The sequence below is a fragment of the Microcella sp. genome, from assembly GCF_025808395.1.
Classification (GTDB): Bacteria; Actinomycetota; Actinomycetes; order Actinomycetales; family Microbacteriaceae; genus Microcella.
Genome location: NZ_CP075524.1, coordinates 63,308 through 88,659, shown reverse-complemented (window position 1 = coordinate 88,659; position 25,352 = coordinate 63,308). Strand labels below are relative to the sequence as shown.

The 25,352-nt window shown below is 67.7% G+C and carries 30 protein-coding genes and 1 riboswitch; of the genes, 8 read left to right on the top strand and 22 right to left on the bottom strand.

From position 1 onward, the window contains the following. Positions 1–48 precede the first annotated feature (48 nt). The 6 genes from gcvP to KIT89_RS00430 form a co-directional block, all read right to left on the bottom strand. Positions 49–2,955, bottom strand: a complete 2,907-nt coding sequence (gene gcvP, locus KIT89_RS00455; RefSeq protein ID WP_297602487.1) for an aminomethyl-transferring glycine dehydrogenase — start codon at positions 2,953–2,955, stop codon at positions 49–51. A 42-nt stretch (positions 2,956–2,997) separates the two neighbouring features. After that, positions 2,998–3,369, bottom strand: coding sequence for a glycine cleavage system protein GcvH (gene gcvH / locus KIT89_RS00450; protein ID WP_297602486.1), 372 nt, complete (start codon positions 3,367–3,369; stop codon positions 2,998–3,000). After that, on the bottom strand, positions 3,366–4,523 hold the full coding sequence (gene gcvT / locus KIT89_RS00445; protein WP_297602485.1) for a glycine cleavage system aminomethyltransferase GcvT: 1,158 nt from the start codon (positions 4,521–4,523) through the stop codon (positions 3,366–3,368). Before gcvT ends, gcvH begins: the two co-directional genes overlap by 4 nt. A 142-nt stretch (positions 4,524–4,665) precedes the next feature. Then, a riboswitch (glycine riboswitch) is annotated at positions 4,666–4,761 on the bottom strand. A 34-nt stretch (positions 4,762–4,795) separates the two neighbouring features. Continuing rightward, complete coding sequence (locus KIT89_RS00440; protein WP_297602484.1) at positions 4,796–4,999, bottom strand: hypothetical protein; 204 nt, start codon at positions 4,997–4,999, stop codon at positions 4,796–4,798. A gap of 9 nt (positions 5,000–5,008) precedes the next feature. Further along, the gene (locus KIT89_RS00435; RefSeq protein WP_297602483.1) at positions 5,009–5,665 is read right to left on the bottom strand and encodes an LON peptidase substrate-binding domain-containing protein; all 657 of its coding nucleotides are present in this window, start codon (positions 5,663–5,665) and stop codon (positions 5,009–5,011) included. Positions 5,666–5,714: 49 nt separating this feature from the next. After that, complete coding sequence (locus tag KIT89_RS00430; RefSeq protein ID WP_297602482.1) at positions 5,715–6,512, bottom strand: Gmad2 immunoglobulin-like domain-containing protein; 798 nt, start codon at positions 6,510–6,512, stop codon at positions 5,715–5,717. A gap of 156 nt (positions 6,513–6,668) precedes the next feature. Here KIT89_RS00430 and KIT89_RS00425 point away from each other — a divergent pair, with 156 nt between their 5' ends. Beyond that, entirely contained in the window at positions 6,669–7,490 is an 822-nt protein-coding gene (locus KIT89_RS00425; protein ID WP_297602481.1) for an SDR family oxidoreductase, read from the top strand. A 12-nt stretch (positions 7,491–7,502) separates the two neighbouring features. Here the strand turns inward: KIT89_RS00425 and KIT89_RS00420 are convergent, their stop codons facing one another. Continuing rightward, on the bottom strand, positions 7,503–8,636 hold the full coding sequence (locus KIT89_RS00420; protein WP_297602480.1) for a calcium/sodium antiporter: 1,134 nt from the start codon (positions 8,634–8,636) through the stop codon (positions 7,503–7,505). A gap of 9 nt (positions 8,637–8,645) precedes the next feature. Then, positions 8,646–9,173, bottom strand: a complete 528-nt coding sequence (locus KIT89_RS00415; protein ID WP_297602479.1) for a MarR family winged helix-turn-helix transcriptional regulator — start codon at positions 9,171–9,173, stop codon at positions 8,646–8,648. A gap of 38 nt (positions 9,174–9,211) precedes the next feature. Between KIT89_RS00415 and KIT89_RS00410 the strand changes: the two genes are divergently transcribed. Beyond that, positions 9,212–10,111 carry an EamA family transporter gene (locus tag KIT89_RS00410; RefSeq protein WP_297602478.1) on the top strand — a complete coding sequence of 300 codons (900 nt, stop codon included), beginning with the start codon at positions 9,212–9,214 and terminating at the stop codon, positions 10,109–10,111. On the opposite strand, the gene KIT89_RS00405 is transcribed toward KIT89_RS00410, so the two are convergent. From KIT89_RS00405 to KIT89_RS00385, 5 genes are read right to left on the bottom strand one after another with little or no spacing between them, the layout of a single operon-like run. Continuing rightward, positions 10,074–10,592 carry a nitroreductase family deazaflavin-dependent oxidoreductase gene (locus KIT89_RS00405; RefSeq protein WP_297602476.1) on the bottom strand — a complete coding sequence of 173 codons (519 nt, stop codon included), beginning with the start codon at positions 10,590–10,592 and terminating at the stop codon, positions 10,074–10,076. The genes KIT89_RS00410 and KIT89_RS00405 overlap by 38 nt on opposite strands. Then, entirely contained in the window at positions 10,589–11,128 is a 540-nt protein-coding gene (locus KIT89_RS00400) for a nitroreductase family deazaflavin-dependent oxidoreductase (protein WP_297602475.1), read from the bottom strand. The genes KIT89_RS00405 and KIT89_RS00400 overlap by 4 nt, the downstream gene beginning before the upstream one ends. Then, the gene (locus KIT89_RS00395; protein ID WP_297602474.1) at positions 11,125–11,694 is read right to left on the bottom strand and encodes a hypothetical protein; all 570 of its coding nucleotides are present in this window, start codon (positions 11,692–11,694) and stop codon (positions 11,125–11,127) included. Before KIT89_RS00395 ends, KIT89_RS00400 begins: the two co-directional genes overlap by 4 nt. Before the next feature lie 51 nt (positions 11,695–11,745). Next, positions 11,746–12,507, bottom strand: coding sequence for a hypothetical protein (locus KIT89_RS00390; protein WP_297602473.1), 762 nt, complete (start codon positions 12,505–12,507; stop codon positions 11,746–11,748). A gap of 32 nt (positions 12,508–12,539) precedes the next feature. Then, entirely contained in the window at positions 12,540–12,965 is a 426-nt protein-coding gene (locus KIT89_RS00385) for a DUF1761 domain-containing protein (RefSeq protein WP_297602472.1), read from the bottom strand. Between the two features lie 266 nt (positions 12,966–13,231). Between KIT89_RS00385 and KIT89_RS00380 the strand changes: the two genes are divergently transcribed. Then, on the top strand, positions 13,232–13,732 hold the full coding sequence (locus tag KIT89_RS00380; RefSeq protein WP_297602471.1) for a hypothetical protein: 501 nt from the start codon (positions 13,232–13,234) through the stop codon (positions 13,730–13,732). Positions 13,733–13,758: 26 nt separating this feature from the next. After that, positions 13,759–14,337, top strand: a complete 579-nt coding sequence (locus KIT89_RS00375) for a 1-acyl-sn-glycerol-3-phosphate acyltransferase (RefSeq protein WP_297602470.1) — start codon at positions 13,759–13,761, stop codon at positions 14,335–14,337. 54 nt (positions 14,338–14,391) lie between these two features. Here the strand turns inward: KIT89_RS00375 and KIT89_RS00370 are convergent, their stop codons facing one another. Further along, complete coding sequence (locus tag KIT89_RS00370; protein WP_297602469.1) at positions 14,392–14,760, bottom strand: VOC family protein; 369 nt, start codon at positions 14,758–14,760, stop codon at positions 14,392–14,394. Positions 14,761–14,835: 75 nt separating this feature from the next. Between KIT89_RS00370 and KIT89_RS00365 the strand changes: the two genes are divergently transcribed. Then, entirely contained in the window at positions 14,836–15,264 is a 429-nt protein-coding gene (locus tag KIT89_RS00365; protein ID WP_297602468.1) for a hypothetical protein, read from the top strand. 35 nt (positions 15,265–15,299) lie between these two features. Here the strand turns inward: KIT89_RS00365 and KIT89_RS00360 are convergent, their stop codons facing one another. The 6 genes from KIT89_RS00360 to ychF form a co-directional block, all read right to left on the bottom strand. Next, positions 15,300–15,557, bottom strand: a complete 258-nt coding sequence (locus tag KIT89_RS00360) for a DUF4190 domain-containing protein (RefSeq protein WP_297602467.1) — start codon at positions 15,555–15,557, stop codon at positions 15,300–15,302. 296 nt (positions 15,558–15,853) lie between these two features. Further along, complete coding sequence (gene rhuM, locus KIT89_RS00355) at positions 15,854–16,726, bottom strand: RhuM family protein (RefSeq protein WP_297602466.1); 873 nt, start codon at positions 16,724–16,726, stop codon at positions 15,854–15,856. A 146-nt stretch (positions 16,727–16,872) separates the two neighbouring features. Next, the gene (locus KIT89_RS00350) at positions 16,873–17,016 is read right to left on the bottom strand and encodes a hypothetical protein (protein ID WP_297602465.1); all 144 of its coding nucleotides are present in this window, start codon (positions 17,014–17,016) and stop codon (positions 16,873–16,875) included. 468 nt (positions 17,017–17,484) lie between these two features. Further along, a complete protein-coding gene (locus tag KIT89_RS00345) occupies positions 17,485–18,057 on the bottom strand; it encodes a dihydrofolate reductase family protein (RefSeq protein ID WP_297602464.1) in 573 nt (190 codons plus the stop codon). A 69-nt stretch (positions 18,058–18,126) separates the two neighbouring features. Then, positions 18,127–18,951, bottom strand: a complete 825-nt coding sequence (locus KIT89_RS00340) for a metalloregulator ArsR/SmtB family transcription factor (protein WP_297602463.1) — start codon at positions 18,949–18,951, stop codon at positions 18,127–18,129. Positions 18,952–19,298: 347 nt separating this feature from the next. Next, entirely contained in the window at positions 19,299–20,372 is a 1,074-nt protein-coding gene (gene ychF, locus KIT89_RS00335) for a redox-regulated ATPase YchF (protein WP_297602462.1), read from the bottom strand. 37 nt (positions 20,373–20,409) lie between these two features. On the opposite strand from ychF, the gene KIT89_RS00330 reads away from it, so the two are divergent. Beyond that, positions 20,410–20,718: a gamma-glutamyltransferase gene (locus KIT89_RS00330; RefSeq protein WP_297602461.1), complete on the top strand. Its 309-nt coding sequence runs from the start codon at positions 20,410–20,412 to the stop codon at positions 20,716–20,718. A gap of 47 nt (positions 20,719–20,765) precedes the next feature. Further along, positions 20,766–22,580 (top strand): glycoside hydrolase family 36 protein, encoded by a 1,815-nt coding sequence (locus tag KIT89_RS00325; protein WP_297602460.1) that lies wholly within the window; start codon positions 20,766–20,768, stop codon positions 22,578–22,580. Here KIT89_RS00325 and KIT89_RS00320 read toward each other — a convergent pair. After that, positions 22,577–23,614, bottom strand: a complete 1,038-nt coding sequence (locus KIT89_RS00320; protein ID WP_297602459.1) for an LLM class flavin-dependent oxidoreductase — start codon at positions 23,612–23,614, stop codon at positions 22,577–22,579. The genes KIT89_RS00325 and KIT89_RS00320 overlap by 4 nt on opposite strands. Positions 23,615–23,642: 28 nt before the next feature. After that, complete coding sequence (locus KIT89_RS00315) at positions 23,643–24,563, bottom strand: DMT family transporter (protein WP_297602458.1); 921 nt, start codon at positions 24,561–24,563, stop codon at positions 23,643–23,645. Between the two features lie 67 nt (positions 24,564–24,630). Between KIT89_RS00315 and KIT89_RS00310 the strand changes: the two genes are divergently transcribed. Beyond that, complete coding sequence (locus KIT89_RS00310) at positions 24,631–25,245, top strand: exonuclease domain-containing protein (RefSeq protein ID WP_297602457.1); 615 nt, start codon at positions 24,631–24,633, stop codon at positions 25,243–25,245. Positions 25,246–25,352: the final 107 nt, after the last annotated feature.

Below are 25,352 nucleotides of genomic sequence, written 5' to 3'. Positions count from 1 at the left end.
AAGGCGCGCCAACAAGCATCGCGGGGACGCCGATTGAAGCGTTCGCCCTCAGGCGAACGCCTCAATCGGCGGGCAGGCGCAGACCAGGTTGCGGTCGCCGAAGGCCTGGTCGATGCGCCGCACGGGCGGCCAATACTTGTCGGCTCGTGTGGCTCCGAATCCGCCGTCGACGGTCGAACCGGCGAGGGTCGAGGGGTATGCCGCGATCTCGCGCGAGTACGGGTGGGTCCACTCGCCGGCGATGACGCTCTCGGCCGTGTGCGGAGCGTTCACGAGCGGGTTGTCGTCGGCGGGCCACTCGCCGCGCGCCACAGCGTCGGCTTCGAGCCGTATGGCGATCATGGCGCTCACGAAGCGTTCGAGCTCGGCGAGGTCTTCGCTCTCGGTGGGCTCGACCATGAGGGTGCCCGCGACGGGGAACGACATGGTGGGCGCGTGGAATCCGTAGTCGACGAGGCGCTTGGCGACATCGTCGACAGTGATGCCGGTCGCGTCGCGCAGCGGCCGGAGGTCGAGAATGCACTCGTGCGCGACGAGCCCGTTCTCGCCCGCATAGAGCACCGGGTAGTGCTCTCGCAGCCGCACGGCGATGTAGTTGGCGGCGAGCACGGCGCTCGCGGTCGCCTCGCGCAGGCCCTCGGCCCCCATGAGGCGGGCATAGGCCCACGAGATCGGCAGAATGCTCGCCGAGCCGTAGGGCGCCGCAGAGACGGGCGCACCGCGGTGCTCGACCGCCCCGACCGCTCCGGTGGTGTGGTCGAACGGCGGGTGCTGATGCATCTGGGCGAGCGGATGCCCTGGCAAGAATTCTGCAAGGTGCGCCTTGGCCGCGACCGGGCCGACGCCCGGCCCTCCCCCGCCGTGCGGAATGCAGAACGTCTTGTGCAGATTGAGATGGCTGACGTCGCCGCCGATGTCGCCGTAGCGCGCATAGCCGAGCAGCGCGTTGAGGTTGGCGCCGTCGATGTAGACCTGCCCGCCCGCCTCGTGCACAGCGGCGGTGACCTCCATGACGCCGTGCTCGTAGACCCCGTGCGTCGAAGGGTAGGTGATCATGAGGGCCGCCAGCTCGTCGCGGTGCGTCTCGATCTTGGCGCGCAGGTCGGCGAGGTCGACGTCTCCGGTATCGGTCGTCGCGACGACGACGACGCGCATGCCCGCCAAGACTGCCGAGGCCGCGTTGGTGCCGTGCGCGCTCGACGGAATGAGGCAGACGGTGCGGTGCTCGTCTCCGCGTGAGCGGTGATACCCGCGAATGGCGAGCAGCCCGGCGAGCTCGCCCTGCGACCCGGCGTTGGGCTGCAGCGACACGGCGTCGTATCCGGTGAGCTCGGCGAGCCACGTCTCGAGGTGGCCGATGAGCACGAGCGAGCCCTGCACGTCGTCGAGCGGCGCAAAGGGGTGCAGCGCGCTGAACTCGGGCCAGCTCACGGCCGCCATCTCGGTGGCCGCGTTGAGTTTCATGGTGCACGAACCCAGGGGGATCATCCCGCGATCGAGCGCATAGTCTCGGTCGGCAAGCCGCTTCAGATATCGCATCATCGCGGTCTCGCTGCGGTGGGCGTGAAACACCGGGTGCGTCATGAACTCGGATGCTCGCCGCAGGCTCGCCGGCACTCGAGTGTCATCGACCTCGGGCGCATCGGTCACCTCGAAGGCGGCGAGCACTGCGCGCACGTCGGCCGCGGTCGTCGTCTCGTCGACTGAGATGCGCACTTCGTCGTCGCTCTGACGCCAGAGCAGCACGTCTCGGTCGGCGGCGGCGTCGACGACGTGGTCGGCTCTGCCGGGCAGTCGAACGCTGAGGGTGTCGAAGTGGCCGGCGTGCTGCACCTCATGGCCAGCAGCGGTCAGCGCGGCAGCCAGGGTCGCCGCGTGCCCCGCCACGCGTTCGGCGATGCGGCGCAGGCCGTCTGGCCCGTGATAGACCCCGTACATTCCCGCCATGACGGCGAGCAGCACCTGGGCGGTGCAGATATTCGAGGTGGCCTTGTCGCGCCGGATGTGCTGCTCGCGCGTCTGCAGGGTGAGGCGGTAGGCGGGGCGTCCGTCTGCGTCGCGCGAGACTCCGACCAGGCGGCCGGGCAGCTGGCGCTCGAGGCCTTCGCTCACGGCGAGGTAGCCGGCGTGCGGGCCGCCGAAGCCCATGGGCACGCCGAAGCGCTGGGTCGAGCCGACGGCGACATCGGCGCCGAGCTCTCCGGGAGGCGTCACGAGGGTGAGCGCGAGCAGGTCTGCCGCGACGACGGCGAGGCCCCCCGTGCCTTTCACTTGCGCGATGACCGCGCTCGGATCCCACAGCCGGCCCGACGCTCCGGGATACTGCACGAGCACGCCGAAGGCCTCGGGCATATCGATGGGGTCGGCGTCGGCGAGCGGCATGACGACGAGCTCGATGCCGAGCGCTTCGGCTCGACCGGCGAGCACGGCGTGGGTCTGCGCGAAAGCGTCGGAGTCGACGATGAAGCGGTTGACCGCGACACCGGATGCCCTGCGCGCGAGCAGCATGCCCTCGACCACGGCGGTCGCCTCATCGAGCATCGAGGCATTCGCGGTGTGCAGTGCCGTGAGGTCGGCGACCATCGTCTGAAAGTTGAGCAGCGCTTCGAGCCTGCCCTGCGAGATCTCGGGCTGATACGGCGTGTATGCCGTGTACCAACTGGGGTTCTCGAGCACGTTGCGCTGAATCACCGACGGTGTCACGGTGCCGTAGTAGCCCTGACCGATCATGCTGCGCCGCACTCGGTTCTCGGCGGCGAGTGCGCGCAGCTCGGCGAGCGTCTCGGCCTCGGTGGCGGGCGCCGGCAGCGAACGCAGCACCGACGTCTGGCGAATCGCGGTCGGCACCGCGGCATCCATCAGCTCGTCGAGCTTGCGATAGCCCAGCGCATCGAGCATGAGCTGCTGCGCGTCGTGGTCGGTGCCGATGTGGCGTTCGGCGAAGGGGATGCTCACGTGGTGTTCTCGTCTCAGTGCGTGGTCGGTCGGGGTGCGGTGTCAGCCGCCGATGAGGGCGCGATAGTCGTCGGCGCTCAGCAGGGCGTGCTCACCCGTGACCCGAATCTTGACGAGCCAGCCGTCGCCGTAGGGGTCTGCGTTGATGGTCTCGGGCGCTGCGGCGACGGCCTCGTTGGCCTCGACGACCTCACCGTCGAGCGGTGCGTACAGCTCGCCGACCGACTTCGTCGACTCGACTTCGCCGACGATCGACCCCGTGGTCAGGGTGGCACCGATCTTCGGCAGGTCGACATAGACAACATCGCCGAGAGCGTCGGCAGCGTACTGCGTGATGCCGATGGTCGCGATGTCGCCGTCGAGGCGAACCCACTCGTGCTCGGCGGTGTACTGCAGGTCGTTCGGAACGCTCATGATGTGGCCTTTCGCTGATAGAAGGGAAGGGAGACGACGGTGGCGGCGATGCGCGTACCGCGCACGTCGACATCGAGCACGGTGCCGGGCTCTCGGTGCGCGGGGTCGACGAACGCCATGGCGATCGGGTGCCCGAGGGTCGGCGAGAGCGCACCGCTCGTGATGACACCGACCTCGGTGTCGCCGTGCAGCACGACGTAGTCGGCGCGGGGTGCGCGGCGCCCTTCGGTGCTGAGCCCGACGAGCACTCGCGCATCGGGTGCCGGGCCTGCCTCGATGGCCGCTTTGCCGACGAAGGCCGGCTTGTCGGTCACGACCACACGCCCCAATCCCGCTTGCACCGGCTGGATGCTGCGCCCCAGCTCATGCCCATACAGGGGCATGCCTGCCTCGAGCCGCAGCGTGTCGCGCGCAGCCAGCCCGCACGGTACGAGCCCGTAGGCCTGCCCCGCCGCGAGCAGGGCACGCCACAGGTCGACAGCCTGCTCGGCGTCGACGTAGAGCTCGAAGCCGTCTTCACCCGTATAGCCAGTGCGCGCCACGAACACCGAGGTGCCGTGCCACGCCATTCCCATCGCCGCGTAGTACCCGAGCGTCTCGAGGGTGCGCCCCCGCGAGAGGTCGTCGCGCAACTCGAGATCGTCGACCGCGGCGAGCACCGCTCGGGCGGCGGGGCCCTGCACGGCGATGAGGGCGAGCTGCTCGGTGAGGTCGGCGAGCTGCACATCGAAGCCAGATTGTCGAGCGACGAGCGCTTCGACGACGGCGTGGCGGTTGCTCGCGTTCGCGACCACCAGAAATTCGGCCTCGGCGCTGGCATAGACGATGAGGTCGTCGACGATGCCTCCGCTCTCGTCGAGCAGCAGCGAGTACTTTGCCTTCAGCAGCGGCAGCGTCGACAGCCTGCCGGCGAGGGCGTAGTCGAGAAAGGCACCGGCATCAGCACCGGTCACCGAGATCTCTGCCATGTGCGAGATGTCGAAGAGCCCCGCGGCATCGCGCACAGCGTGGTGCTCGATGAGGTCGCTCTGGTAGCGAACGGGCATTTGCCAGCCACCGAAGTCGGTGAAGGCGGCGCCGAGCGCCTCGTGCTCTCGGTGCAGCGGCGACTGCTGCAGCGGTGCGAGGTGTTCTGACGGGGTGTCGAGTGTCACTGAGTTCTCCTGACGCCGAAGGCCGGTGGAACTCCCCCTCTGTCATGGTGCCTGAGAGTTTCACGCCCTCGACTCAGATCGAGCGGCGCTTTCACCGTGGGCGAGGGCGCGAACGCGTTCGTTCCCTGCTTTTCAGAGTGGCCTTGCTGATGCGGTACAGATACCTGAGAGATTGGCGGGGAGGCTTGCTCCTTCGGTGCCGCGAAGCCGAAGCTCACGGCTCTCCCGCATCGCAGAAACGGCCGGTATTCACTTGAGGGTGCTGCTGGCGCTCACTCTACTCGGTCGTCGCGCGGCGGTGCGCCAGGCTCGTCGTCGAATCGAGGGTCGCTGTCGTTGTCGCTGTTGCGCAGGTATCGCACTGCCTGCCAGATGACCACGGTGAACCCGGCGAGAGCCATGAGCCCGAAGATCGGGGCGAGCCACGGCGATGCGACGCCGTCGACGGGAATCGGAAACGCGAGCAACTCGTTCATCACGGCAGGCTACCGGCCGTCGGTGCCGTCGTCGTCGGAGAATGCCGAAAAGCCGTCGTCCCAGGGTGCGGTGAGCATCTCTGCCGCGGCCTCGGTGCACTCGATCACGCCCGACAGCAGCTCGCCCGCTGAAGCAGACTGCAAGAGTCGAACCTGGTCGAGAGGGCCGAGGGGTGCGATACCGGCGAGCTGCCACGACGCTTCGACGGGGTCATCGCTGAGCACGATGTCTGCCGGCCACTGCTGCTCGACGAACTCGCTCGCGCGCGCGATGGTGCGCCGCACGAGCTGCTCGGCTCGCTCGAACAGGGGCTGCAGCTCGTCATCCCAGGCCAACGCGGGCAGGTCGCGCACCTCGGCACGCGGGTGGGGGTCATCGTCGAGCCACGAAGTCACCTCGATGCGGCGCTCGCCGTGCGCGATCAGCCCGATGAACCCTTCACTGGTCTCGACCCTGGTGATCTGCGCGACGGTTCCGATCGCGAACCGGTGCTCGCCTCCTCCGACCTCGCTGCCGCGCTCGATGAGCACGATGCCGAACTCAGGAGGCTCGTCACCCAGAATCGTCGACAGCATGACGATGTAGCGCTCTTCGAACACCCGCAGCGCGGTCGGCATCGCCGGAAACAGCACTGAGCCGAGGGGGAACATCGGCATGACGGTCATGCGTCGAGCGTGCCATCCGTTTCTGCGCGTTGGCAGGCAAGACAGTGCGCTACTTCGTGACGGTGAAGCTCTTGCTGTCGGCAGCCCACACCGAGCCGTCGTCTGCCGAGAGCTCGAACACCGTCAGCACGTAGTCGCCAGCAGAGAGACTGCCGAGCTCGAGCTGCCAGGGTGCGCGCGTCGGGCAGCCCTCGGAGGCCATCCCGAACCCCTCATCGACAACGCCGCTCGGCCCCTCAAGAGTCCACGAGTACGAGGCTTCGAACGTGCAGGCCATGCCGGCGGCGACCACCGGATTGCTGACGGCAGACCCCTCTTCTGGCGCCAGGATCTGCAGCGGAGACAATACGGATTCGGCGCGATCGCGAGCAATCGGCCGCGTGATGTCGACATGACCCGCGAGGGTCTCAGCGCCGGCACCGTCGATCGTGACGAGCACCGCCGACAGCGAGGTGTCGATCGACGTCGCCGTCCAGACCAGTTGCGCCAGCGCGATGCTCTCGGCCTCGGCACCCAGCGACAGCGGAGCGACGCTGAGGTCGACTGTGAGCACGTCTGCGGATCGGCTCGTCGAGAGCACAGCACTGCCCGCGCCCCACAGGTTCTCGTAGTCGGCGTCGAGCGGCTGCACCTCGCCGGCAACGAGCGCGCTGAGCACGCCCGCGATCACGTCATCGACGACCTCGATCGTGTGCGGTTCGCTAATGAGCGTCACCCTGGTCGGCTGCGCGTGCGCGAAGAACACGTCGACGGTCACGCTCTGCGTCGCCGGTGGAGATGCCGGAGCACACGCCGACAGCGTGATGGCGAGCACTGCCGCCGCCATCATGCGTCGCTGAGTTCTCATGGGGTCACTCCACACCGAATCGGGGTGATGCACAAGTGGTGCACCGGCGCTCAGCACAGCGAGAGCGCTCGGGACGTTCGACCCTGACCGATCGGTCGGAAAGCCCGTAGCCTGGAGGAGCGCATCGCCGCGTATCCCTTCAGATCAAGGAGCATCATGCAGATCAGTGGCAAAGTCTTCGCCGTGACCGGTGGCGGCAACGGCATCGGGCGCGAGGTCGTGCTCGCCCTCGTCGCCAAGGGCGGGCGCGTCGCGGCGCTCGACCTCAGCGAGGAAGGGCTCGCCGAGACCGTTCGGCTCGCCGGCGACCACGGCGAGCGCATCTCGACGCACGTCGTCAACATCACCGACCGCAAGGCCGTCGAGAAGCTGCCCGCCGCCATCATCAAGCAGCACGGACAGGTTGATGGGCTGCTCAACATCGCCGGCATCATTCAGAAGTTCGTCAAGGTCAACGAACTCGACTGGGACCAGATCGAACGGGTCATCGACGTCAACCTGTACGGGGTGCTCAACACCGTCAAGGCCTTCCTGCCCGAGCTTCTGACGCGGCCCGAGGCCTCGATCGTCAACGTCGCGAGCATGGGTGCGTATGCTCCTGTTCCCGGCCAGTCGGTCTACGGCGCCACCAAGGCGGCTGTCGCCCAGTTGAGCCGTTCGCTGCACTCTGAGCTCATGGAGACCGGCGTGCAGGTCACGGGCGTGTTTCCGGGAGCCATCGGCACGAACATCGCTCAGAACTCGGGCATCATGACGGCCGCCGAGATGGAGGCCATGGCCGCGAAAGCGGGCGACGGCAAGCCGCGCAAGACGACTGCCCCTGCCGAGGCAGGCCGGCAGATCGTCGAGGCGATCGAAAAGGGCAGCTACGAGATCTTCATCGGCGGCGATGCGCGCATCATGTCGCGACTGTCGCGCTTGAACCCCAAGAATGCCGCGGGGCTCATCTACAAGCAGATGAAAGACCTGCTCGGCTAGCTCGAGACGTCGTCACTCGGCCGGCGGTGCGTTCGACGCGCCGCCGGCCTTCTCACGCGCAGCAAGTCGACGCCCGCGGTGCACGCCCACCTCGAACGCGGTGACGACGATGAGCGTGATCGCGATGAGCGGCAGCACGAACCACAGCATGACGTCGGTGAAGCCTTCGAGAGCGCGGTGCTGCGTCGCGGCGAGGATGAGATACGCGGTGTAGGCCACGTAGAGGGCCACGAACATGCCGCCCTCCCAGCGCGCGATGATGAAGCCCGTGAACGCGATCGGCAGCAGCGCGATCGCGGCGGCCAGCATGAGCGGCAGGTCGAGGGCGATGGCAGCGGGCGGCACCGGGATGCCCTGGCCGAAGATGATCGCCGGTACCCCGAGCACCATGCCAATGTTGAAGATGTTGCTGCCCACGATGTTGCCGACCGCCATGTCTCGCTCGCCCCGGCGCACGGCGATGATCGACGTCGCAAGCTCGGGCAACGACGTGCCGACGGCCACGACCGTGAGGCCGACGATGAGGCTGCTGACTCCGAGACCGGTCGCGATGCTCACGGCACCGGTGACGAGCAACTGGGCTCCGCCGACGAGCAGACCGATGCCGGCGACGACGAGCAGTGCGGCCAGCCACAGCGGCACGGGTCGGCTGTTGAGCGGCATGCTGTCGACCGGGGCGCTGGCGTCGACCACCTCGCGACGACCGACGATGATACTCATCACAGCGTGAGCGACGAGACCCGCGAGCAGTAGCACTCCGTCGAGCAGGCCGATCTCGCCGTCGAGGCTCACGACGACGAGCAGCACCGACATGCCGACCATGACCGGCAGGTCGAAGCGTACGATCTGGCGCTTGATCAGCAACGGCAGTACGAGGGCAGAGAGGCCCAGAATCAGCAGGATGTTGGCGATATTGCTGCCGATGACGTTGCCGAGTGCTAGTTCGGGCTCTCCGCTCAACACGGCGCCCACGGTCACCGCTAGCTCAGGAGCCGAGGTCGCCGCCGAGACGACGACGAGGCCGATCACGAGCGGTGACACGCCCACCTTCGCAGCGAGCGTTGAGGCCCCACGCACGAGCGCTTCACCGCCCGCCACGAGAAGAACGAGCCCGCCGACGACGAGCACGATGTCTAATAGCAGCACGGGTTCAGCCTACGAGTCTGGGCGCAGGCCGGTAAGCCATTGACACAGCAACCGTTCGAGGTCTCGTCGGTCGGCCTCTGACAACGACTCGAGCAGTTGGTGCTCGTTGGCCAGGTGTGCCGTGAACGCCCGGTCAATGAGCGCCAGGCCTCTGTCGGTGAGCGCGACGACCCGAACACGCGCGTCGTGCGGCGGGATGCGGCGCTGCACGAGGCCGGCCGCTTCAAGTCTGTCGACACGCTTGGTGAGACCGCCTGCGGTGATCATGGTGCTGTCGGCGAGGGCGCTCGGGGTTCGTTCGTATGGCGCACCAGCCCGGCGCAGGGTTGCGAGCACGTCGAACTCCCCCGCCGACAGGTCGAACTGCTGAAAGACGCGGTCGAGCTCCTCCTCGATCGCCGCCGCCAGACGCGCGAGCCTGCCGAAGACGCCCTGCGGCGACACGTCGAGCTCGGGGCGCTCGCGACGCCACTCGGCTTGGATGCGGGCGACTCGGTCGGGCGCATCGGTGGGGGGCGTCGTGCTGCGCGCGCTCATGCGGGAATAATACTTTCCACGGAAAGGTTTTGCCCCTCATGCACTCACCGTGGCGCTGGATTCTGGTGGCGACGATCGCTCCGATCACCTGGGGGTCGACGTATGTCGTCACCGCTCAGTGGCTGCCGATCGACAACCCGGTGTGGGGCGCGGCCCTGCGCGCGCTGCCGGCAGGGCTCATCCTTCTCGCCCTCGCGCGGCAACGGCCGCGCGGCCCATGGTGGTGGCGATCGGCCGTGCTGGGCGTGCTCAACGTCGGCGCCTTCTTCGTGCTCGTCTACGTGGCGGCGCAACTGCTGCCCTCGGGCGTCGCCGCCATGCTCATGGCCACGGCGCCCGCCGTTATGCTGCTGCTCGCGTGGCCCCTCGCCGCAGAGCGCCCCGCCCTGCTGTCGCTCGCCGGTGCCGCGGTGGGCTTCGCCGGCGTCGTCGTGCTGCTGGCCGGTGCGACCGGCCCCATCGACCCGTGGGGAGTCGCCGCCTCGCTCGCCGCGATGCTCATGTCATCGCTCGGCTTCGTGCTCGCACGCCGCTGGAACGACGGCACGCCGGTGCTCGCCGTCACCGCCTGGCAACTCACGGGCGGTGGGCTCGCGCTCGTCATCGCGGCACTCATCGTCGAAGGCGCTCCGCCCCCGCTCGACGCCGCAGAACTGCTCGGCTTCGCCTACCTCACCCTCATCGCCACGGCTCTCGCCTACGTCACCTGGTTCGCGGCACTGCAGCACCTCACGGCTGGGGCCGTCGGGCTCATCGGGCTGCTCAACCCCGTGGCGGGTGTCGCACTCGGTGTCATCGTCGCCGCCGAAGCGTTCAGCGGCGCGCAAGTGGCGGGTATGGCGATCGTCGTGGCGGGCATCCTGCTCGGTCAGCCCGCCGTGCGCCACACGGTCAGCCGCCTCAGAGCTCGGCGATCAATCGCAGGCGGAACAGCCTGACGGTGCGCCCGGAGTCGCGCTCGTAGGCCCGGTACTCGGGCCACTGCGACTCGAGGTGGCGCCAGACCCGCTCGCGGGCATCCCCCTCGATGAGGGATGCCCGCACCACGTATCGCCGCCCCCGCACCGTGATCTCTGCCTCAGGGTTCGCGAGCAGGTTGTACGTCCACGCCGGATGGGTCGTCGCCGCCCAGTTGGTGCCGGCGACGATCGCCCGGCCGTAGCCGTCGGCGGTGTACATGAGCACGGTGTCGCGCGGCAGCCCGCTCTTCGCGCCGATCGTGGTGAGGATGAGCGAGGGCACGAACAGGCTGCTGAACTGCACTCGACCGCCGGTGGCGGCAGCGAGGGCGCTCTCGATCGGCGGCATCACCCGGTGCGCCGCCCACCGCCAGGCGCTCGTGCGCGTGATCGCCGAGACGACTGTGCGCACCGTCGTCACGACCGGGTCGGCGGTGGGCAGGGGTCGAAGCTCGGTCACCGCTCGGCACCCGATGTCGGCACTTCTGCCCTGAGCACGAGCCTGAAGAGTCGCACGACGCGACCCGATTCGCGCTCATAGGCGCGGTAGCCGGGCCACTGCCGTTCGATGCGCTGCCAGGCCGCGTCGCGGTCGACGCCGTCGATGAGCGAAGCACGCACCGAGAAGCGGCGCCCGCGAACCTCGATGTGCGCCTCGGGGTGCGCGAGCAGGTTGTATGTCCACGCCGGGTGCTTGTCGCGGGCAAAGCTCGTGCCCGCGACGATCGCGCTGCCCCGGCCATCGGCCGTGTACATGAGCACCGAGTCGCGTGGCAGGCCGCTCTTCGCACCCGTGGTCGTGAGAATCAGCGAGGGCACGAGCAGACTGCTCAACTGCACGCTGCGGCCGGTCATCGCCGCGATCGCCTGCTCGATGGGCGGCATGACGCGCGGCGCAGCCCAGCGAAAAGCCCTCGTGCGCGTCAGCGGCGCGACGACGGCGCGCACCGCGCGCACGACCGGGTCGGGGCGGCGTTCTCTCAGCGGCGTGCTCATGGATGCTCGCTCTCTGCTCGCAGCGACTCGAGCGTACCGAGCGCGAGGTCGAGGCGCTCGGCGAGATAGGCGTCGAGCGGTCGCAGCGCGGTGTCGGGCGCAGTCGGAACCCAGCGCACGAGCACCGCCGCGCGCGACTCGCTCTCGCTCTCGCTCAGCACGAGCGGCCCACGCTCGGCGGCCATCGCTGCCGGGTCGTCGAGCGGCAGGGGCCGAGCGTCGATCACGACGGTGGTGCCCTCAGCAAAGCGCGCATCGAGCAGCCGCTGCCGCAGCTCTTTGCGTTCGCGAGCGCTCTCAGACTGGTGGCCGGGCAGCACTTTCCTGCTCGCGCGCGCGATGCGCCCAGGCTCGAAGGCGTCACCGGTGCTCGAGACGAGCAGCGCGCCCAGCAAGAACGCCTCGCCGTCGGGTCGAAAAGTCTCGGGCCGCGGAATGAACCCGAGAACGCGGCGGGCCGGCACGGTGACGGCGAGCTGCTCAGGGGTGGCACCCGCTGCGGCGAGTCGCTCGGCGGCCGCGGCGAGCGCGGCTCGGGCGTCGGTCAGCGCGCGGCGAGCATCCACGGCTCTATCCTGCCCTGCCCGCATGGATGCGCGACGGGCGCGACGGGGGACTCAGTCGATGCCCGCGAGACGCTCGAGCGCGGCTTGCACGATGACGTGCGCGGGGTGGGCGATGACATGGTGGTTGAGGTAGACGCCTTCGAGCCAGGTGAGCACCTCGGCCGGCGGCATGCCCACCGCGTTCCAGTCGATGCCCGGCTCGGCGGCTGCGCGTGGCGCGTCGGTGCGCGGGTCGAGCCAGGCGCGCGCGATGCGGATGCTCGGCTCGACGCCCAGAGGGTCCCACAGCAGTTCGATCGGGTGATGATCGCCGTCGATGTGCTCGTGCTCGACGCTGCCACTGCCGAGCCACGGCAGCAGCATCAGCTCGCCTTCGAGCTCGACCTCGATGATCTCGAGCGGAACCGGACCGGTCTCGCGGGCGAAGACGCGAAGGCCGGCCGCGTGCCACTCGGCCGCCTCTTCGGCGTCGGCCAGCAGGTCGGGCACGACGGCAAACGCCCTCATCGCGAACTGCCGCGCCCAGTCGAGAAGAGCGGCGGTCGGTTCGCGCTTCCACGGGCTGCCGTCGACGTCGTCGCCGCGGGCGGTGTGGAAGTGGTGCTCGACCCCCTCGTCGCTCACGTCGAGGTGCAGCTGGCCGGTCGGGAAGTGCACGAACAGGCTAACCACTCCTGTCTCGTCGTCGACGTCGGCGTCGAGCTCGGGTCGCCCGAAGCCGCGCGGAATCGGCGGAAGGGTGCCGATGCCATCGCCCAGGTCGAGCACGGCCCGAAACCTCTGGTTCGGCAGCCTCAGGGTGGGGTCGGTCACCGCATCACCCTATGGGTTCACCCGGTGTGGGGTCAGCCGATGAGCCCGACGACGAGGCCCGCGAGCGTGAGGCCGACGACGTCGCCGCCGACCTCGATCGCCCAGACCTTGAAACCGTCGCCGCCGAAGAGCCGGTGCGACAGCGAGCTTGCGGCGGCGAACCCGATGCCCACGAGCAATCCGGCGATCGCTCCGCCGAGCGGCCCGACGGGGCCCTGCACTTCGGCCACGAACCAGATGACGCTCGCGAGCGCAATGACCTGCACGAGAGCGCCGAGAGCGGTCATCCCGAACACGACGGCCATGCCGTGCGAACCTTGCGGCTCTGCGGGGTCTTTGCCTTTGGCGCGCATCCACGCCGGGTAGAAGGTCTTGGGGCCGAACCAGAGGGCACCCGAGATGAAGTAGACGACGAAGCCGGCAAGCACGCCCAGCCAGTTGAGCTCGAGAAGGAACATGCGCGTGAGGCTACTCTTGAGCCGTGGGGCGCGTCCACCGGGTCTCCGCGCTCGGGCGTGTGCCGCGGATGGCACATGCCTCGACCGAGAGAAGAATCTAGGCTGTCGCTGTGAGGAAACTACAGGTCTGGACATTCACCGTGGGCATCTTCGCCATCGCCCTGGTTGGTTGCGCGGGGCCCGATAGCGGCCCAGCACCGTCAACTCAGAGCCCTTCATCGGCACCCTCAGAGAGTGTCGTCTCGAGCCCGCCACCCATGCTCATCGTGTCGACGGAAGGACTGACCTTCTTGGCGGACGGTGAAGAGTCGCAAGCAGACTTCGCTGACGCCGCTGCGATACTCGAGATCGTCGCTCTCGCGGCCGGGCCGATTCCGGCCGGAGTCGCAGTTCCGCCCTACGACGGACTCGATCTTGAGCTGACGAGCTACGCGTGGGCCGGCATCACGGTCACCGCCAACAATGATGGCTCCGGAAGCTCCATCTCGATCACGTCTTCGCAGTCCGACCGAACGATCATTGTGACTGAGTCGGGGATAGGTGTCGGGTCGTCTCGCGCCGACGCCGTGACAGCCGGGGCCTTTGAAGAGTGGGATCGCGACGGCGATGGCGTCGCAGACCTCTTGGGCCTCGATGCGGTTGACGTGCCTGGAACCGAGTCACTCGTTCGCCCAGGAACCGTCGGGCGGCAGTTCGTGCTGCTACTGATGGAAGGCGACGTCGTCGTGAGTATGCAAGTGCCAGGAAACGACTTCGCCGACATCTGAGGTTCACAGCAACCTACGCTTGACCCATGGCGCTTCGACGACTCCTCGCCCGCACTTTCTGGGCTTTCAGCCGGTGGAAGCTCGTCACCGAGCCCGCACCCGACCGGCCCACCGTGCTGATCGGCGCCCCCCACACCTCGAACTGGGACTTCGTGTTCATGCTCGCGATCGCATGGCGACTCGACATGAGCTTCCGCTGGTTCGGCAAGAAGAGCCTGTTCCGCGGGTGGAAGGGGCCGATCATGCTGCGCCTGGGCGGCATACCGGTCGACCGGGATGCTCCGTCTCTCGTGGTCTCGGAGGTGCTCGAGCGCATCCGCTCGGGCAACGTGTTCGGCCTCGTCGTCACCCCCGACGGCACTCGCAAGGGGCACACGCACTGGAAGTCAGGCTTCTACCGCATCGCCCGCGAGGCCCAGCTGCCCGTGACGCTCGGCTATGTCGACCGCACCACGATGACCACCGGGCTCGGCCCGACGATCGACCTCACCGGCGATGTGGCGGCTGACATGCACCGCATTCGCGCGTTCTACGCCGACAAGTCGGGGGTGCGACCCGAGCACCGAGTCGAGCCGCGACTGCGCGAAGAGCTCACCCAGTCGTGAGTTGTTCCGAAAGGCCAGTGACCCCGGGGCGACGACGACGATGACCCCGTCTCGTCACTTCCAGGCGGGTGCGTAATTCGGCTCGTAGAGCATGACGGGCCCCACTCCGGGAACATGCAGATTCAGGCCGCGCCCGTAGTTCTGCTGCCAGATCTCGTCGTCGAACTCGGCACCATTGGCGCGCAGCTGCGCGAGCGTGGCGTCGAGGTCGTCGCACAGCAGCGAGATCTCGTGGCGCTGATCGTATGGTTCGTCTTGACCTTTCCACGTGCGCGGATGGATGCCTTGCTCGCTCGGGCCCGACGCGAAGATGAGCCAACCGGGCGCGGGCTCGATGAAGCTCCACTCGATGACGTCGCGGAAGAAGGCGCGCGTGGCGGGCGGGTCGTCGCTGTAGAGAACAGTGTGGATGCCGGTGATCATGCCCTCGACGGTAGTGAAATCGCGGCGTCGATAAAAGGGGTGACTCGGCTCTCAGACACGCACAACAATGCTCGAGTGACCTTCGTGCTCGGGATTCTCGGCGACCTGCTCTTGGGGTGGTTGTGGTGGCTTGTTCCCGAAGAAGTCGACAGACGACGCGACCTCAAGCGGCTGCTCGACGGCGAGGTGCGGTGCTCGATGCGCGCGATCGACCGGCGTGTGCTCAATATCGGCACCAACTGGAGCGGAGGCATCGCGCACATTGAACGTGGGATGCTGCGCTTCAGCCCATCGGTTGGCATCGTCGGCGACCGCATGGTGCCCGTGCACAGCATCCGTCGTGCGCCGACTCCCAACGCGCTCGCCGGTGACGTCGCCGGTGTGGGCTTCATCATCACCACCAACGGCGGTGAACTCATGGTGCGGTTTCCGACAGTGGTTGCCGAGGAGGTCACGGCTCTACTCGCCGACACAACGGCAGACCCTGACGAGACCAGTGCGTAGTGTGCGGGCCTGCTACACCACTGCGATGGTTCCCTTCAGCGCAAGAACGGCGCTTGGCTGATCGCCGTGATGAAGATCGAGATGAAGACGACGAAGTAGATGGCCGCCGCGGTCGTGAAGACGGCTCCGATGATGATGGCCGCACGCGCCAACCCGCGGCCCCCCTCGTGTGTGACGGCGATCTGCCGTTGCGCCATGACACCCAGCACGATGCCGGCGATCGGAATGATGAAACTGGCCAGAAAGCCGATCAGAGCAAGCGTGTTCGTGCGGGGTGGGTATGGGGTGGTCATGCCTCATCTTTCCACGCCGTCGGCGAGTGGATCGTCCGCTGTCACGAGTTCGGGCGAGCAGGAATGGAACAAGACGCGTTGGACCCGGCAGAGATTCGCCGCGCACCGATTGCGAGACACTCCGCCCGACGCGGAACACACCTTTCACGCCATTTCTCTTCAAGGCGCCGGCTACGAGTGCGTTCTCGTCTCAGAGTGACTCGCCGACGGCACGGCACTGTCGAGTCACGTCGTCGCGACTTGGCCTTCGGGCGACTCACAGCATTGTTTGCGAGACGAGTTGAATCGTCGCGCTGTCACAGCGGGGCGTCGGCGAGCATGCTGACGACGAGCGCGATCATCAGCTCCTTCTCCTTGGGGTCGCTCATGGCAACCATGAGGGTGATGGCGGCGAGTGCGTTGTTGGAAATGAGGGATGACCCGCTGCGGCCCGCAAGCGCACCGTTCCGCTGGAGGAAGTGGACGAACAGCGCAGCAGCGCTGCGTTTGTTGCCGTCGGTGAGCGGGTGGTCTTTGATGACGAGGTACAGCAGGTTCGCCGCTTTGGACTGCACGGTCGGGTAGAGCTCGACGCCTCCGAAGCCCTGGTAGAGGGTCGCGATGATGCCGCGCAGTGCGTCGCCGCGCTCGCCGCCGAAAAGCGTGTCTGCCGGAAACTCGGCCGCGACCTGGTCGATCACTGATCGGGCTTCTTCGTAGGTCAGCTGCCACGTCGGAGCCGTACCTGGCGACTCGTCGACTCTCCCGTTGTCGTAGTCACGGAGTGTGCGAAGGCTCGGCAAGTAGCGGTCGACGACCTCAGCGACACCCGCGACGAGTTCGTCTGACGACCGGGATAGCACCTGCACGATGGACCCAAGCTCCTGTAGCCGTCGTTCGTTCAGGGCGCTGCCCTCGAGCACGTATCGGCGAAGTACGTCATTCGCCCAACGTCGAAAATGCACGCCCTCGGCCGACTTCACGCGATACCCGACCGAGAGAATCATGTCGATGTTGTAGTGCTCCACCTGGCGCTCAACTAGTCGATCGCCCTCGCGCTGAACTGTCGCAAATTTTGCGACAGTTGCGATTCCGTCGAGCTCTTCGCGTTGAGCGTTCAGCACGTGCTTGCCGATCGTCTTGACGTCTCGGCCAAACAGCAACGCGAGTTGCCCGCGCGAAAGCCACACTGCCTCGCCATCCGTCTTGACGGACAACTCGAATCCGCCTGACGCGGATCGATACAACTCGACACCCGGAGTATCGGACATGGACCACCATCCAGATCAAGGAACCATCCCCGGCAGAAAGGCCGCGCCCTCGCGCGTGGCCAAGGCTACCCGGCGCCACCGACAGCAGTGCTCACGATGAGGCGCACGACCTCATCGGGAGCACTGCTGCCGGCGGGCTCGATGACGTTGCCGACCTGGCGGTGATCATCGAAGAGGGCATCGCACCGCGCTGATCTTTCGGAGCTCAATCAGACAGTTGGTCGAGGCGTGGAAGGCAATCGGGCATCTCGTCCGTCACCCACCAGTACTCAAGGTCACCGATACGGCCGTCGTACAGCCAGAGAAACATCGAGCCCGTGAAGTTTTCGTCCCGGTGTGGAGTGGCCCCAGCTTCGTGGACGCCGACGCCTGACACTATCGCGCGCCCGCCTCCGATCGATTCGCAGTGCGGGTATAGAGGCGCATCGCCATTAGGAATGACTCTGAGAACCCTCGAACCAAGGTTCGCCGTACTCGCTCGCGTCGATCTGCAAACGCAAGATCTCGGCATCGGGAGCCTTGTCGACAATCCGCAGCAAGACCTCGCGCTCATGCGGCGTGAAGGGACGAGACACCGCAGACCTACACGTTGAATCGGAACTCGACCACGTCGTCACCGTTGGGAACAACACTCACCAGCCTCTTGGGTATCGCCGTTCGCGACGTCCTCTGCGTTCTCATGCTTCGACCTGCGGAACCCGTCGGTAGCTGAGGCGAACCAGCCCAGAGGGGTAGATCGTGGTTCCTGTCGGCTCCAGACGGATCGGCCCGATACCGTCGAAAAGCCGGGGGCCGTTCGCCCAGAGATACGGGCTGACGGTGATCCAGTATTCGTCGACGAGGTCGTGCGCGATCAGTTCCCGAGCGAACTCGCCGGCGGAGGGAGCGATCAGGGTACCGGGGTGCTCGTGCTTGAGGTGTCGGATCGCGTCGACCATGTCGCCGCCGAGCAGGGTCGCGTTCCATTCAAGGGGTGCGGTGAGCGTTCGGGAGGCAACGAACTTCGGCATGCTGTTCATGCGTGCCGCGTAGGCCTCGAAGCCGGGTGCGTCCGCCAGCTGCGGCCAGGCGGCTGCCAGTCCCTCGTAGGTCTTACGGCCCAGCAGCATCGCGTCCGCGGCCTGCCACATCTCCCGACCGGCCTCCATGCTGTCTGCGTCGGTGACGAGCCAGCCCCCCATCGGCTCCGGTGCCGGCGCTTCGAACGCCCCGTTGACGGTCATCGCCACGTTGATGATCAGTCGCCCCATGATGTTCTCTCTTTCTCCATGCTTTCCGATATGCGTGTTGTTGTGCGAGGTGATGGTGTGATTGCGGAGCTACCGTCCCTCCGCGGTCTCTGCGCTGAGGATCGCGGCGAGCTTGTCGAGGCTCTGGCCGAAGCCGATCTCGATGCCGGCGACGAAGTCCGCTCCTTCGACGGCCGAGTCCGTGATGCGGAACTCGACATCGAGCACGGTCCCGATCGGTGCCGGGGAGAGGCGCATATCCAGGTGCGCTGTCAAGGCCACGCGCCCGTCGGGAAGTACCGGTGACAGGCGATACGCGAGGCGCTTCTCCGGATCGACGAGGTCGACGACCCCCTCGGCGTGACCTGCGACGACATCCGCATCGTCCACGTCCTCAACATCCCGGTACTCGTGCACGATCCGCCCTCCGAAGCGGGCGTCGAACTCCAGCCGGGAGACGCGCAGGTCGTCTGGTTTCCACCATTGCTGGAGCAAAGCCTGCTCTGTCAGGTGCGCCCACACAATGTCGGGTCGCGCCGCCAGGGCGCGGCGGAATCGGAACGAACGACCATCTGCCCAGCCGGGCTGCTGGGCAGTGTGCCGCTCCATCTCCAGATTCTGGCCATAGCGATCAAAAGTCTCACGATTCGACCGGTCGTTGACGTCCGCGATCCGCGACAGCTCGGCAGCCAGCTCACGCAACGCATCAGGCCGAAGCGCGTAGATACGACGCTGCGCGCTGCGCTGTGCGGTCACGAGCCCTGCGGCCTCCAGCGTCTGAAGATGTTTCGTCGTCTGTGGCTGACGCGCCCCAGCGAGTTGCGCAAGGACACCAACAGGCCGAGGGCGCTCGGCCAGCAGCTCCACCAGCCGCCATCGCGCGGGGTCAGCCACGGCCTTGAACGAGTCGAACACAACTCTATATTCGTATACACGAATAGTCTTGTCAAGGAATATTGGCGTGCACGGTGTGCCACCGAGTGGAGTTGCGTTCCGAGGGGTGCAGGCGACATCCTCCCGCTGAGTACCGTCCTCAGCAAGCCGTTCATCGACATCGCCCTCAGAGAGCGATCACTGTGGACGCCTCGCCAGCTACTCAACCACCCTGTACTGCATCGCACGAGGAACGGTAGCCATCGAGGTACAGCCGGAGCCGATGACACGGGCCGCGACGAGGCCGCTGCCGGAGACCTCTTCGGCTACTGGGAGTTTGCGAAGCCGACGTTGTTCGGCGTGCAGGCAACGAGCGCCACTGTTGGGCGTTAGACGTTAAACCGGAACTCGACCACGTCGCCGTCTTGCATGACGTAGTCCTTGCCCTCGATGCGGGCCTTGCCCTTTGCGCGGGCCTCGGCGACCGAGCCGCACTCCACGAGGTCGTCGAAGCCGATGACCTCGGCCTTGATGAAGCCCTTCTCGAAGTCGGTGTGGATGACGCCCGCGGCCTGCGGAGCCTTCCAGCCTTTGCCGATCGTCCAGGCGCGCGACTCTTTCGGGCCGGCCGTGAGGTAGGTCTGCAGACCCAGGGTGTCGAAGCCGATGCGCGCCAGCTGGTTGAGCCCGCTCTCGGCTTGACCCGTCGACGCCAATAGTTCGGCCGCGTCGTCGGCGTCCATGCCGATGAGCTCGCTCTCGATCTTCGCGTCGAGGAAGACGGCCTTGGCGGGCGCCACGAGCGCGGCGAGCTCGTCCATGCGCGCGGTGTCGCCGAGCACCCCCTCGTCGACGTTGAACACGTAGATGAAGGGCTTCGCGCTGAGCAGGCCGAGCTCGCGGATGGGCGCGGCGTCGAATCCGGCGGAGGAGAGGGTGGTGCCGGCGGAGAGCAGCGCGTGAGCATCCTGTGCCGCTTGCAAGACCGAGGGGTCGAGCTTCTTGCCCTTCACCTCTTTCTCATACCGCGGGATCGCCTTCTCGAGCGTCTGCAGGTCGGCGAGCATGAGCTCGGTGTTGATGGTCTCCATGTCGCTGGCGGGGTCGACGGCTCCGGCGACGTGCACGACATCGGAGTCGGTGAAGGCGCGCACAACCTGCGCGATCGCGTCGGACTCGCGGATGTTCGCGAGGAACTGGTTGCCGAGCCCCTCGCCCTCGCTCGCGCCCTTCACGATGCCCGCGATGTCGACGAACGACACGGCGGCGGGCAGGATGCGCTCGCTGCCGAAGATCTCGGCGAGCACCTTAAGGCGAGGGTCGGGCAGCTCGACGACCCCGACGTTGGGCTCGATCGTGGCGAACGGGTAGTTCGCCGCGAGCACGTCGTTCTCGGTGAGCGCGTTGAAGAGGGTGGACTTGCCGACGTTGGGCAGGCCGACGATGCCGATAGTGAGAGCCACGAGAGGTCAGCCTACCGGCGGTCGACCGGGGCTCCGGATGCGCGGCGCTGGTACGGGGGCGTCATTGTTCGGGCGGGGCGGCACCGCGGTCGACGCCGCCGTGCCCGCCGCCTTCGTGCTGCACGTCGTCGAGCCGCACCTCAACGGGCCGGGCGGAGACCTGACGGCGATCGTGGCGCCCGCGGGAGAGCATCCGTTCGTGCTCGCTGGCCAAGGCGCTGCGCCTGCCGCCGTGACCATCGAGCACTACCGCGGGCTCGGGTCGATGAGGCACTCGCAGGCTCACCCGCCCCACGGGGAACACTGCACCCGTCCCGGAACAGGAGGAGGGTTCCCGAACGGGTGACGTGGGTGCGAACCCCTCGGGGCAACAGCAAAGGTATGATCTAAGTCATGCCCAACGGCTTCGAGCGCATCGTCGCGCACCCCGAGCGTCCTGACCACTCCGCCGCACAGCCCGGCGACACGATCGTCGCCCGCCTGCGGCTCGACGGCTGGCACGACGTGACCGTGCGGGTGCTGCACCCCTTCACGTGGGATGCGAAGTTTCGCGGCTTCCGCATCGATGAGCTCGCGATGAGCCCGGCCCGGCCGCGCACGCTCGTGAGCGGCGCCTACTCGGTCGCCGATGCCGCCGTGCTCAATCACGACGACGCACGCGGCTCGCGCACGCCCTTCGACTTTCCCGAAGGCGACCGCCACGACGGAGTGCTCTACCGCTCTGTCGGGCACTCCCCCGAGGTCGACGAGCGCTATCAGGATGCAGCCGGCTGGTGCACCGTGGCAGGCGTCGACGCCGACGGGCGGGAGGTCGCGCTGGCGATGGCCCTCGACCGCAGCGACTGCGTGCTGCTCGACCTGCTCGCCGACGACCACGGTCTGACCGTGCAGTCGCGCCTGCCGTGGCAGACCTTCCGCCCCGCCGAGCTTCCGGCCCCGGATGCCCTCCCGGGCCTGTTCGTGCGCCACGGCGTCGGCGGCCACGACACCGCCGAGGCCTGGCTGCGCGAGCTGCTGGCCGCGACGGTGCCGAGCCGAGCATCCACCGCCCCGCCACCGCTCATCGCCGACACCTGGGGCTTCGGCACCGACATCGACCCCGAGCGCGTCACGGCGTTCTTCGACGTCGCGGCCGGCCTCGGCGTCGAGGTCGTGACGGTCGACAAGGGCTGGGAAGACCACGTCGGCGACTGGAACGCGCAGGCCGGCTACGCGGGCGGGGTCGCCGGCATCGCCGCGCTTGCGCACGATCGCGGAATGAAGCTCGGGCTCTGGGTGGGGGCTGGCAACGCCTCCCCCGACTCGGCGGTCGCGACCGCGCACCCCGACTGGCTCGCCACCTGGAACGGCCGCCACCAGATGGTGTCGCACCGCAACCATTCGCTGTGCCTCGGGCACGAGCCCGCGCGCGAGCACGTGCTCGCCTGCCTCGACCGCCTGGTGCGCGACGGCGTCGACTGGCTGCTGCACGACTTCGAGACCATCAGCCGGTGCGACGCCGAGCACCACACGCACGACCCCGGTGCAGGCGAGGCGGCTGGGGTCGCGGGCTGGTACTCGGTGCTGGCGTCGCTGCGCGAGTCGCACCCCGCGCTGCTCATCGAGAACTGCTGGAACGGCGGCAAGCCCCTCGACCTCCAGATGATCGCCCACCACGACACGACGATCGGCGACGACTGGTGCCGTTCGGAGGAGAACCGGCTCGCGGCCCTCGGCCTCGGCGTCTACCTGCCCTCGTCGTGGACGAGCAAGTACATGGGCGATGAGCCGAACAAGCCCCTGCGGGCGCAGCTCGCACCGTACCTCGTCGGCGGCCCGTGGATTCTCATGGGCGACCTGCCGGGCTGGGCGCCTTCGCAGCTTGCCGAGATGCAGCGCGCGATCGAGATCTACCGCGACTGGCGTACGGCGTCGATGGATGCTCGCGCGGTGCCGCCCGTGCTCTCGGGTTCTTCGGCCGGGGTGACGGGTCTCGCGTGCACCCCGCGGCCCGATGGCGCGCAGCTCGCGACCTTCGCGGTCACCGAGTCTGCCGTGGGCGCCGAGGTGCGCTGGCACCCCCTGCTCGCGTCGAGCGCGGATGCCTGGCTCGTGCGCGACGAGTGGAGCGGCGCCGAGCAGCGGATGACCCTCGCCGAGCTCGAGGCCGGCATCCTGCTCGACACAGCGAGCGCTGACGGCCTCGCCCTCAGCGTGCGACCCGTCTAGGCCAGCGAGGGCGCGACCTCGGCGTCGACGACCGGCATGATGTCGCGCACGATCGACTGCAGCACGCGCGCGTTGAACTCGACGCCGAGCTGGTTCGGCACTGTCACCAGCAGCGTGTCGGCGGCCTGCACGGCCGCGTCGCGGGCGAGTTCGGCGGCGATCGCGTCGGGCGTGCCGATGTACGAGCGGCCGAAGCGCGAGCGGGATCCGTCGAGAATGCCGACCTGGTCTTCTTGCGGCCCCTGCGCCTGCACGCCGAAGTAGTACTGCGTCTCGTCGTCGATGATCGGCAGAATGCTGCGGCTCACCGACACCCGAGGCGTGCGCGCGTGCGCAGCCGACACCCACGCCGCCCGGAACATCGCGATCTGCTCAGCCTGCAACTCATCGAACGGCACCCCGGTGTCTTCGGTGAGCAGCGTCGAGCTCATGAGGTTCATGCCCTGCTCGGCAGTCCAGACGGCGGTCGCGCGGGTGCCTGCACCCCACCAGATGCGGTTGCTCAAACTCGGCGACTGCGGCTGAACCGGCTGCGGAGCGCTCGTGCCCGTCATGCGCGGATTACCCGCTGCGAAGCCTTCGCCAGCGATCGCTCGACGGAAGACCTCGGTGTGGCGCCGCGCCATGTCGGCATCAGTCTCACCCTCGGCGGGCTCGAAACCGAACGCGCGCCAGCCGTCGACGACCGTCTCGGGTGACCCTCGGCTGATGCCGAGCTGCAGGCGCTCACCCGCGATGAGGTCGGCCTGCCCGGCGAGCTCGGCCATCGCGAGCGGGTTCTCGTAGCGCATGTCGATGACCCCGGTGCCGAGCTCGATGCGGCTCGTGCGCGCACCCGCGGCGGCGAGCAACGGCCATGGCGACGCGTGCTGCCGCGCGAAGTGGTGCACTCGAAAGTATGCGCCGTCGACGCCGACCTCTTCGGCCGCGACTGCAAGCTCGATCGCCTGCTGCAGCACTTCGGCACCGGTGCGCGTGCGCGAACCGGGCACGTCTTGCCAGTGCCCGAACGAGAGAAACCCGAGCTTCGTCATACCCGAGTCAATGCGTGCGAATGAAGAACTATTCCCTCGGTGGATGCTCGGCGCGAGCATCCACCGCCGCCACCGTCGCCCCCGGCCTCGTCGTCAGATACACGCCCGCGAGCACGACGAGACCACCGATCACCTGCCAGACGGTGAGAGCATCACCGAGCGAGACGGCGATGATCGCCGTGAAGACGGGCAGCAGGTTCAAGAAGACTCCCGTGCGCGACGGGCCGAGCTGGGTGACGGCGACGTTCCACAGCAGGTAGGCGAGCGCGCTCGGAAAGACGATGATGAGCGCCAGCCCCCACCAGCCTTCGGCGGTCGGTTGGGCCTGGATGCCGACGATAGCCATGACCGGCGCGAGCATGAGCGCGCTCAGCCCCACCTGCACGGTCGTCGCCGTGATCGGCGGAGTCGTGATGCGGCGGCTGATGATGACGTAGGCGGTCCAGGTGGCGATGGCTCCGAGAATGAGCAGGTCGCCGGGCACGATGCTGAACCCCTCGACCGCAGCAGACCCGCCGAGCACCACCACGATGACGACGCCGACGAACGAGATGACGATGCCGAGCACACCCCCGCGACGGATGCGCTCGCCCAGCACCACGACGGCGGCGAGCGCGATGAGCGCGGGGTTGACGGCGCTGATCACGCTCGCGTTCACCGGCGAGGTGGTCTCGAGTGCCGCGTACAGCAGCAGGGTGTATCCGACCATGCCGAGCACGGCCTGAATGACGTGGATCCACCACTCGCGCGCCGCGAGCCGCCACTTGTCTCGGTGCCGTCGCTCGATGAACACGGTGATCACGAGCAGAATCGGAAACGCGCCGAGCCAGCGCAAGAACGTCAGCTCGAGCGGCGTGAACTCGGCGATCACCCGATCGGCGACGACGAAGTTCATGGCCCAGAACAATTGCGCCAGCACGGCGGGCGAGTAGCGGCGAAGCAGGTTCACCAGCTAAGGCTAGGCCCGCGCGGCGTGCCCGACGTGCCGCGTCGGCGGCGCATGCGAGCATCGAGGGGTGCCGCTGAACTTCACCGCGATCGACTTCGAGACCGCCAACAACAATGCGGCCTCGGCGTGCTCGGTGGGGCTCGTGAAGGTGCGCGATGGCCGAGTGGTCGATCGCGCGGGCTGGCTGATCCGCCCGCCGTTCGGCTTCGACGACATGCTCGAGTGGAACACGCGCATCCACGGCATCACCGCCGCCGACATCGTCGACGCTCCCCTGTGGTCTGAACAGGTGGATGCTTTGCTCGACTTCGTCGACGGCGACACCCTCGCGGCCCACAACGCGGGGTTCGACATAGGCGTGCTGAGCGCCGCGCAGCGGGCGAGCGCGCTCGAGGTGCCGAGACTGTCGTACGTGTGCAGCCTGCGGGTCGCCCGCAAGACCTACCACCTCGACTCGTACCGCCTGCCCGTCGCGGCGATGGCCGCCGGCTTCGAAGACTTCGCCCACCACGACGCCCTCGCCGACGCCGAGGCCTGCGCCGCGATCATCGTGCACGCGGCGAAGCGGCACGACGTGACCGAGGTCGCCGACCTCGCGCGCATCTGCGGCACGAGCGTCGGGCGAACCGGCGCAGCGGCTGATGTAGATGCTGCCGACCGTCGTCCTGCCGCGCTGGCTTAGGCGGCGGGTAAAGCGAATATGGCAGAACGGTTCGACATGACTGGCGCAGAGTTTGCCGAAATTCTTCGCAGAGCCGAGCCGCACTATCCGATCTCTGACGAGTACGA

Bases quoted from the DNA above. Each gene is read 5' to 3' on its own strand.
- KIT89_RS00375 (WP_297602470.1), top strand. From the start codon at position 13,759: ATGGCGCTTCGACGACTCCTCGCCCGCACTTTCTGGGCTTTCAGCCGG.
- gcvH (WP_297602486.1), bottom strand. From the start codon at position 3,369: ATGAGCGTTCCGAACGACCTGCAGTACACCGCCGAGCACGAGTGGGTT.
- KIT89_RS00345 (WP_297602464.1), bottom strand. From the start codon at position 18,057: ATGGGGCGACTGATCATCAACGTGGCGATGACCGTCAACGGGGCGTTC.
- KIT89_RS00415 (WP_297602479.1), bottom strand. From the start codon at position 9,173: ATGAGCGCGCGCAGCACGACGCCCCCCACCGATGCGCCCGACCGAGTC.
- KIT89_RS00385 (WP_297602472.1), bottom strand. From the start codon at position 12,965: ATGTTCCTTCTCGAGCTCAACTGGCTGGGCGTGCTTGCCGGCTTCGTC.
- KIT89_RS00320 (WP_297602459.1), bottom strand. From the start codon at position 23,614: ATGACGAAGCTCGGGTTTCTCTCGTTCGGGCACTGGCAAGACGTGCCC.
- KIT89_RS00370 (WP_297602469.1), bottom strand. From the start codon at position 14,760: ATGATCACCGGCATCCACACTGTTCTCTACAGCGACGACCCGCCCGCC.
- KIT89_RS00430 (WP_297602482.1), bottom strand. From the start codon at position 6,512: ATGAGAACTCAGCGACGCATGATGGCGGCGGCAGTGCTCGCCATCACG.
- KIT89_RS00330 (WP_297602461.1), top strand. From the start codon at position 20,410: ATGCGCGGCGCTGGTACGGGGGCGTCATTGTTCGGGCGGGGCGGCACC.
- KIT89_RS00360 (WP_297602467.1), bottom strand. From the start codon at position 15,557: ATGACCACCCCATACCCACCCCGCACGAACACGCTTGCTCTGATCGGC.
- KIT89_RS00325 (WP_297602460.1), top strand. From the start codon at position 20,766: ATGCCCAACGGCTTCGAGCGCATCGTCGCGCACCCCGAGCGTCCTGAC.
- KIT89_RS00400 (WP_297602475.1), bottom strand. From the start codon at position 11,128: ATGAGCACGCCGCTGAGAGAACGCCGCCCCGACCCGGTCGTGCGCGCG.
- KIT89_RS00410 (WP_297602478.1), top strand. From the start codon at position 9,212: ATGCACTCACCGTGGCGCTGGATTCTGGTGGCGACGATCGCTCCGATC.
- KIT89_RS00425 (WP_297602481.1), top strand. From the start codon at position 6,669: ATGCAGATCAGTGGCAAAGTCTTCGCCGTGACCGGTGGCGGCAACGGC.
- KIT89_RS00440 (WP_297602484.1), bottom strand. From the start codon at position 4,999: ATGAACGAGTTGCTCGCGTTTCCGATTCCCGTCGACGGCGTCGCATCG.
- KIT89_RS00435 (WP_297602483.1), bottom strand. From the start codon at position 5,665: ATGACCGTCATGCCGATGTTCCCCCTCGGCTCAGTGCTGTTTCCGGCG.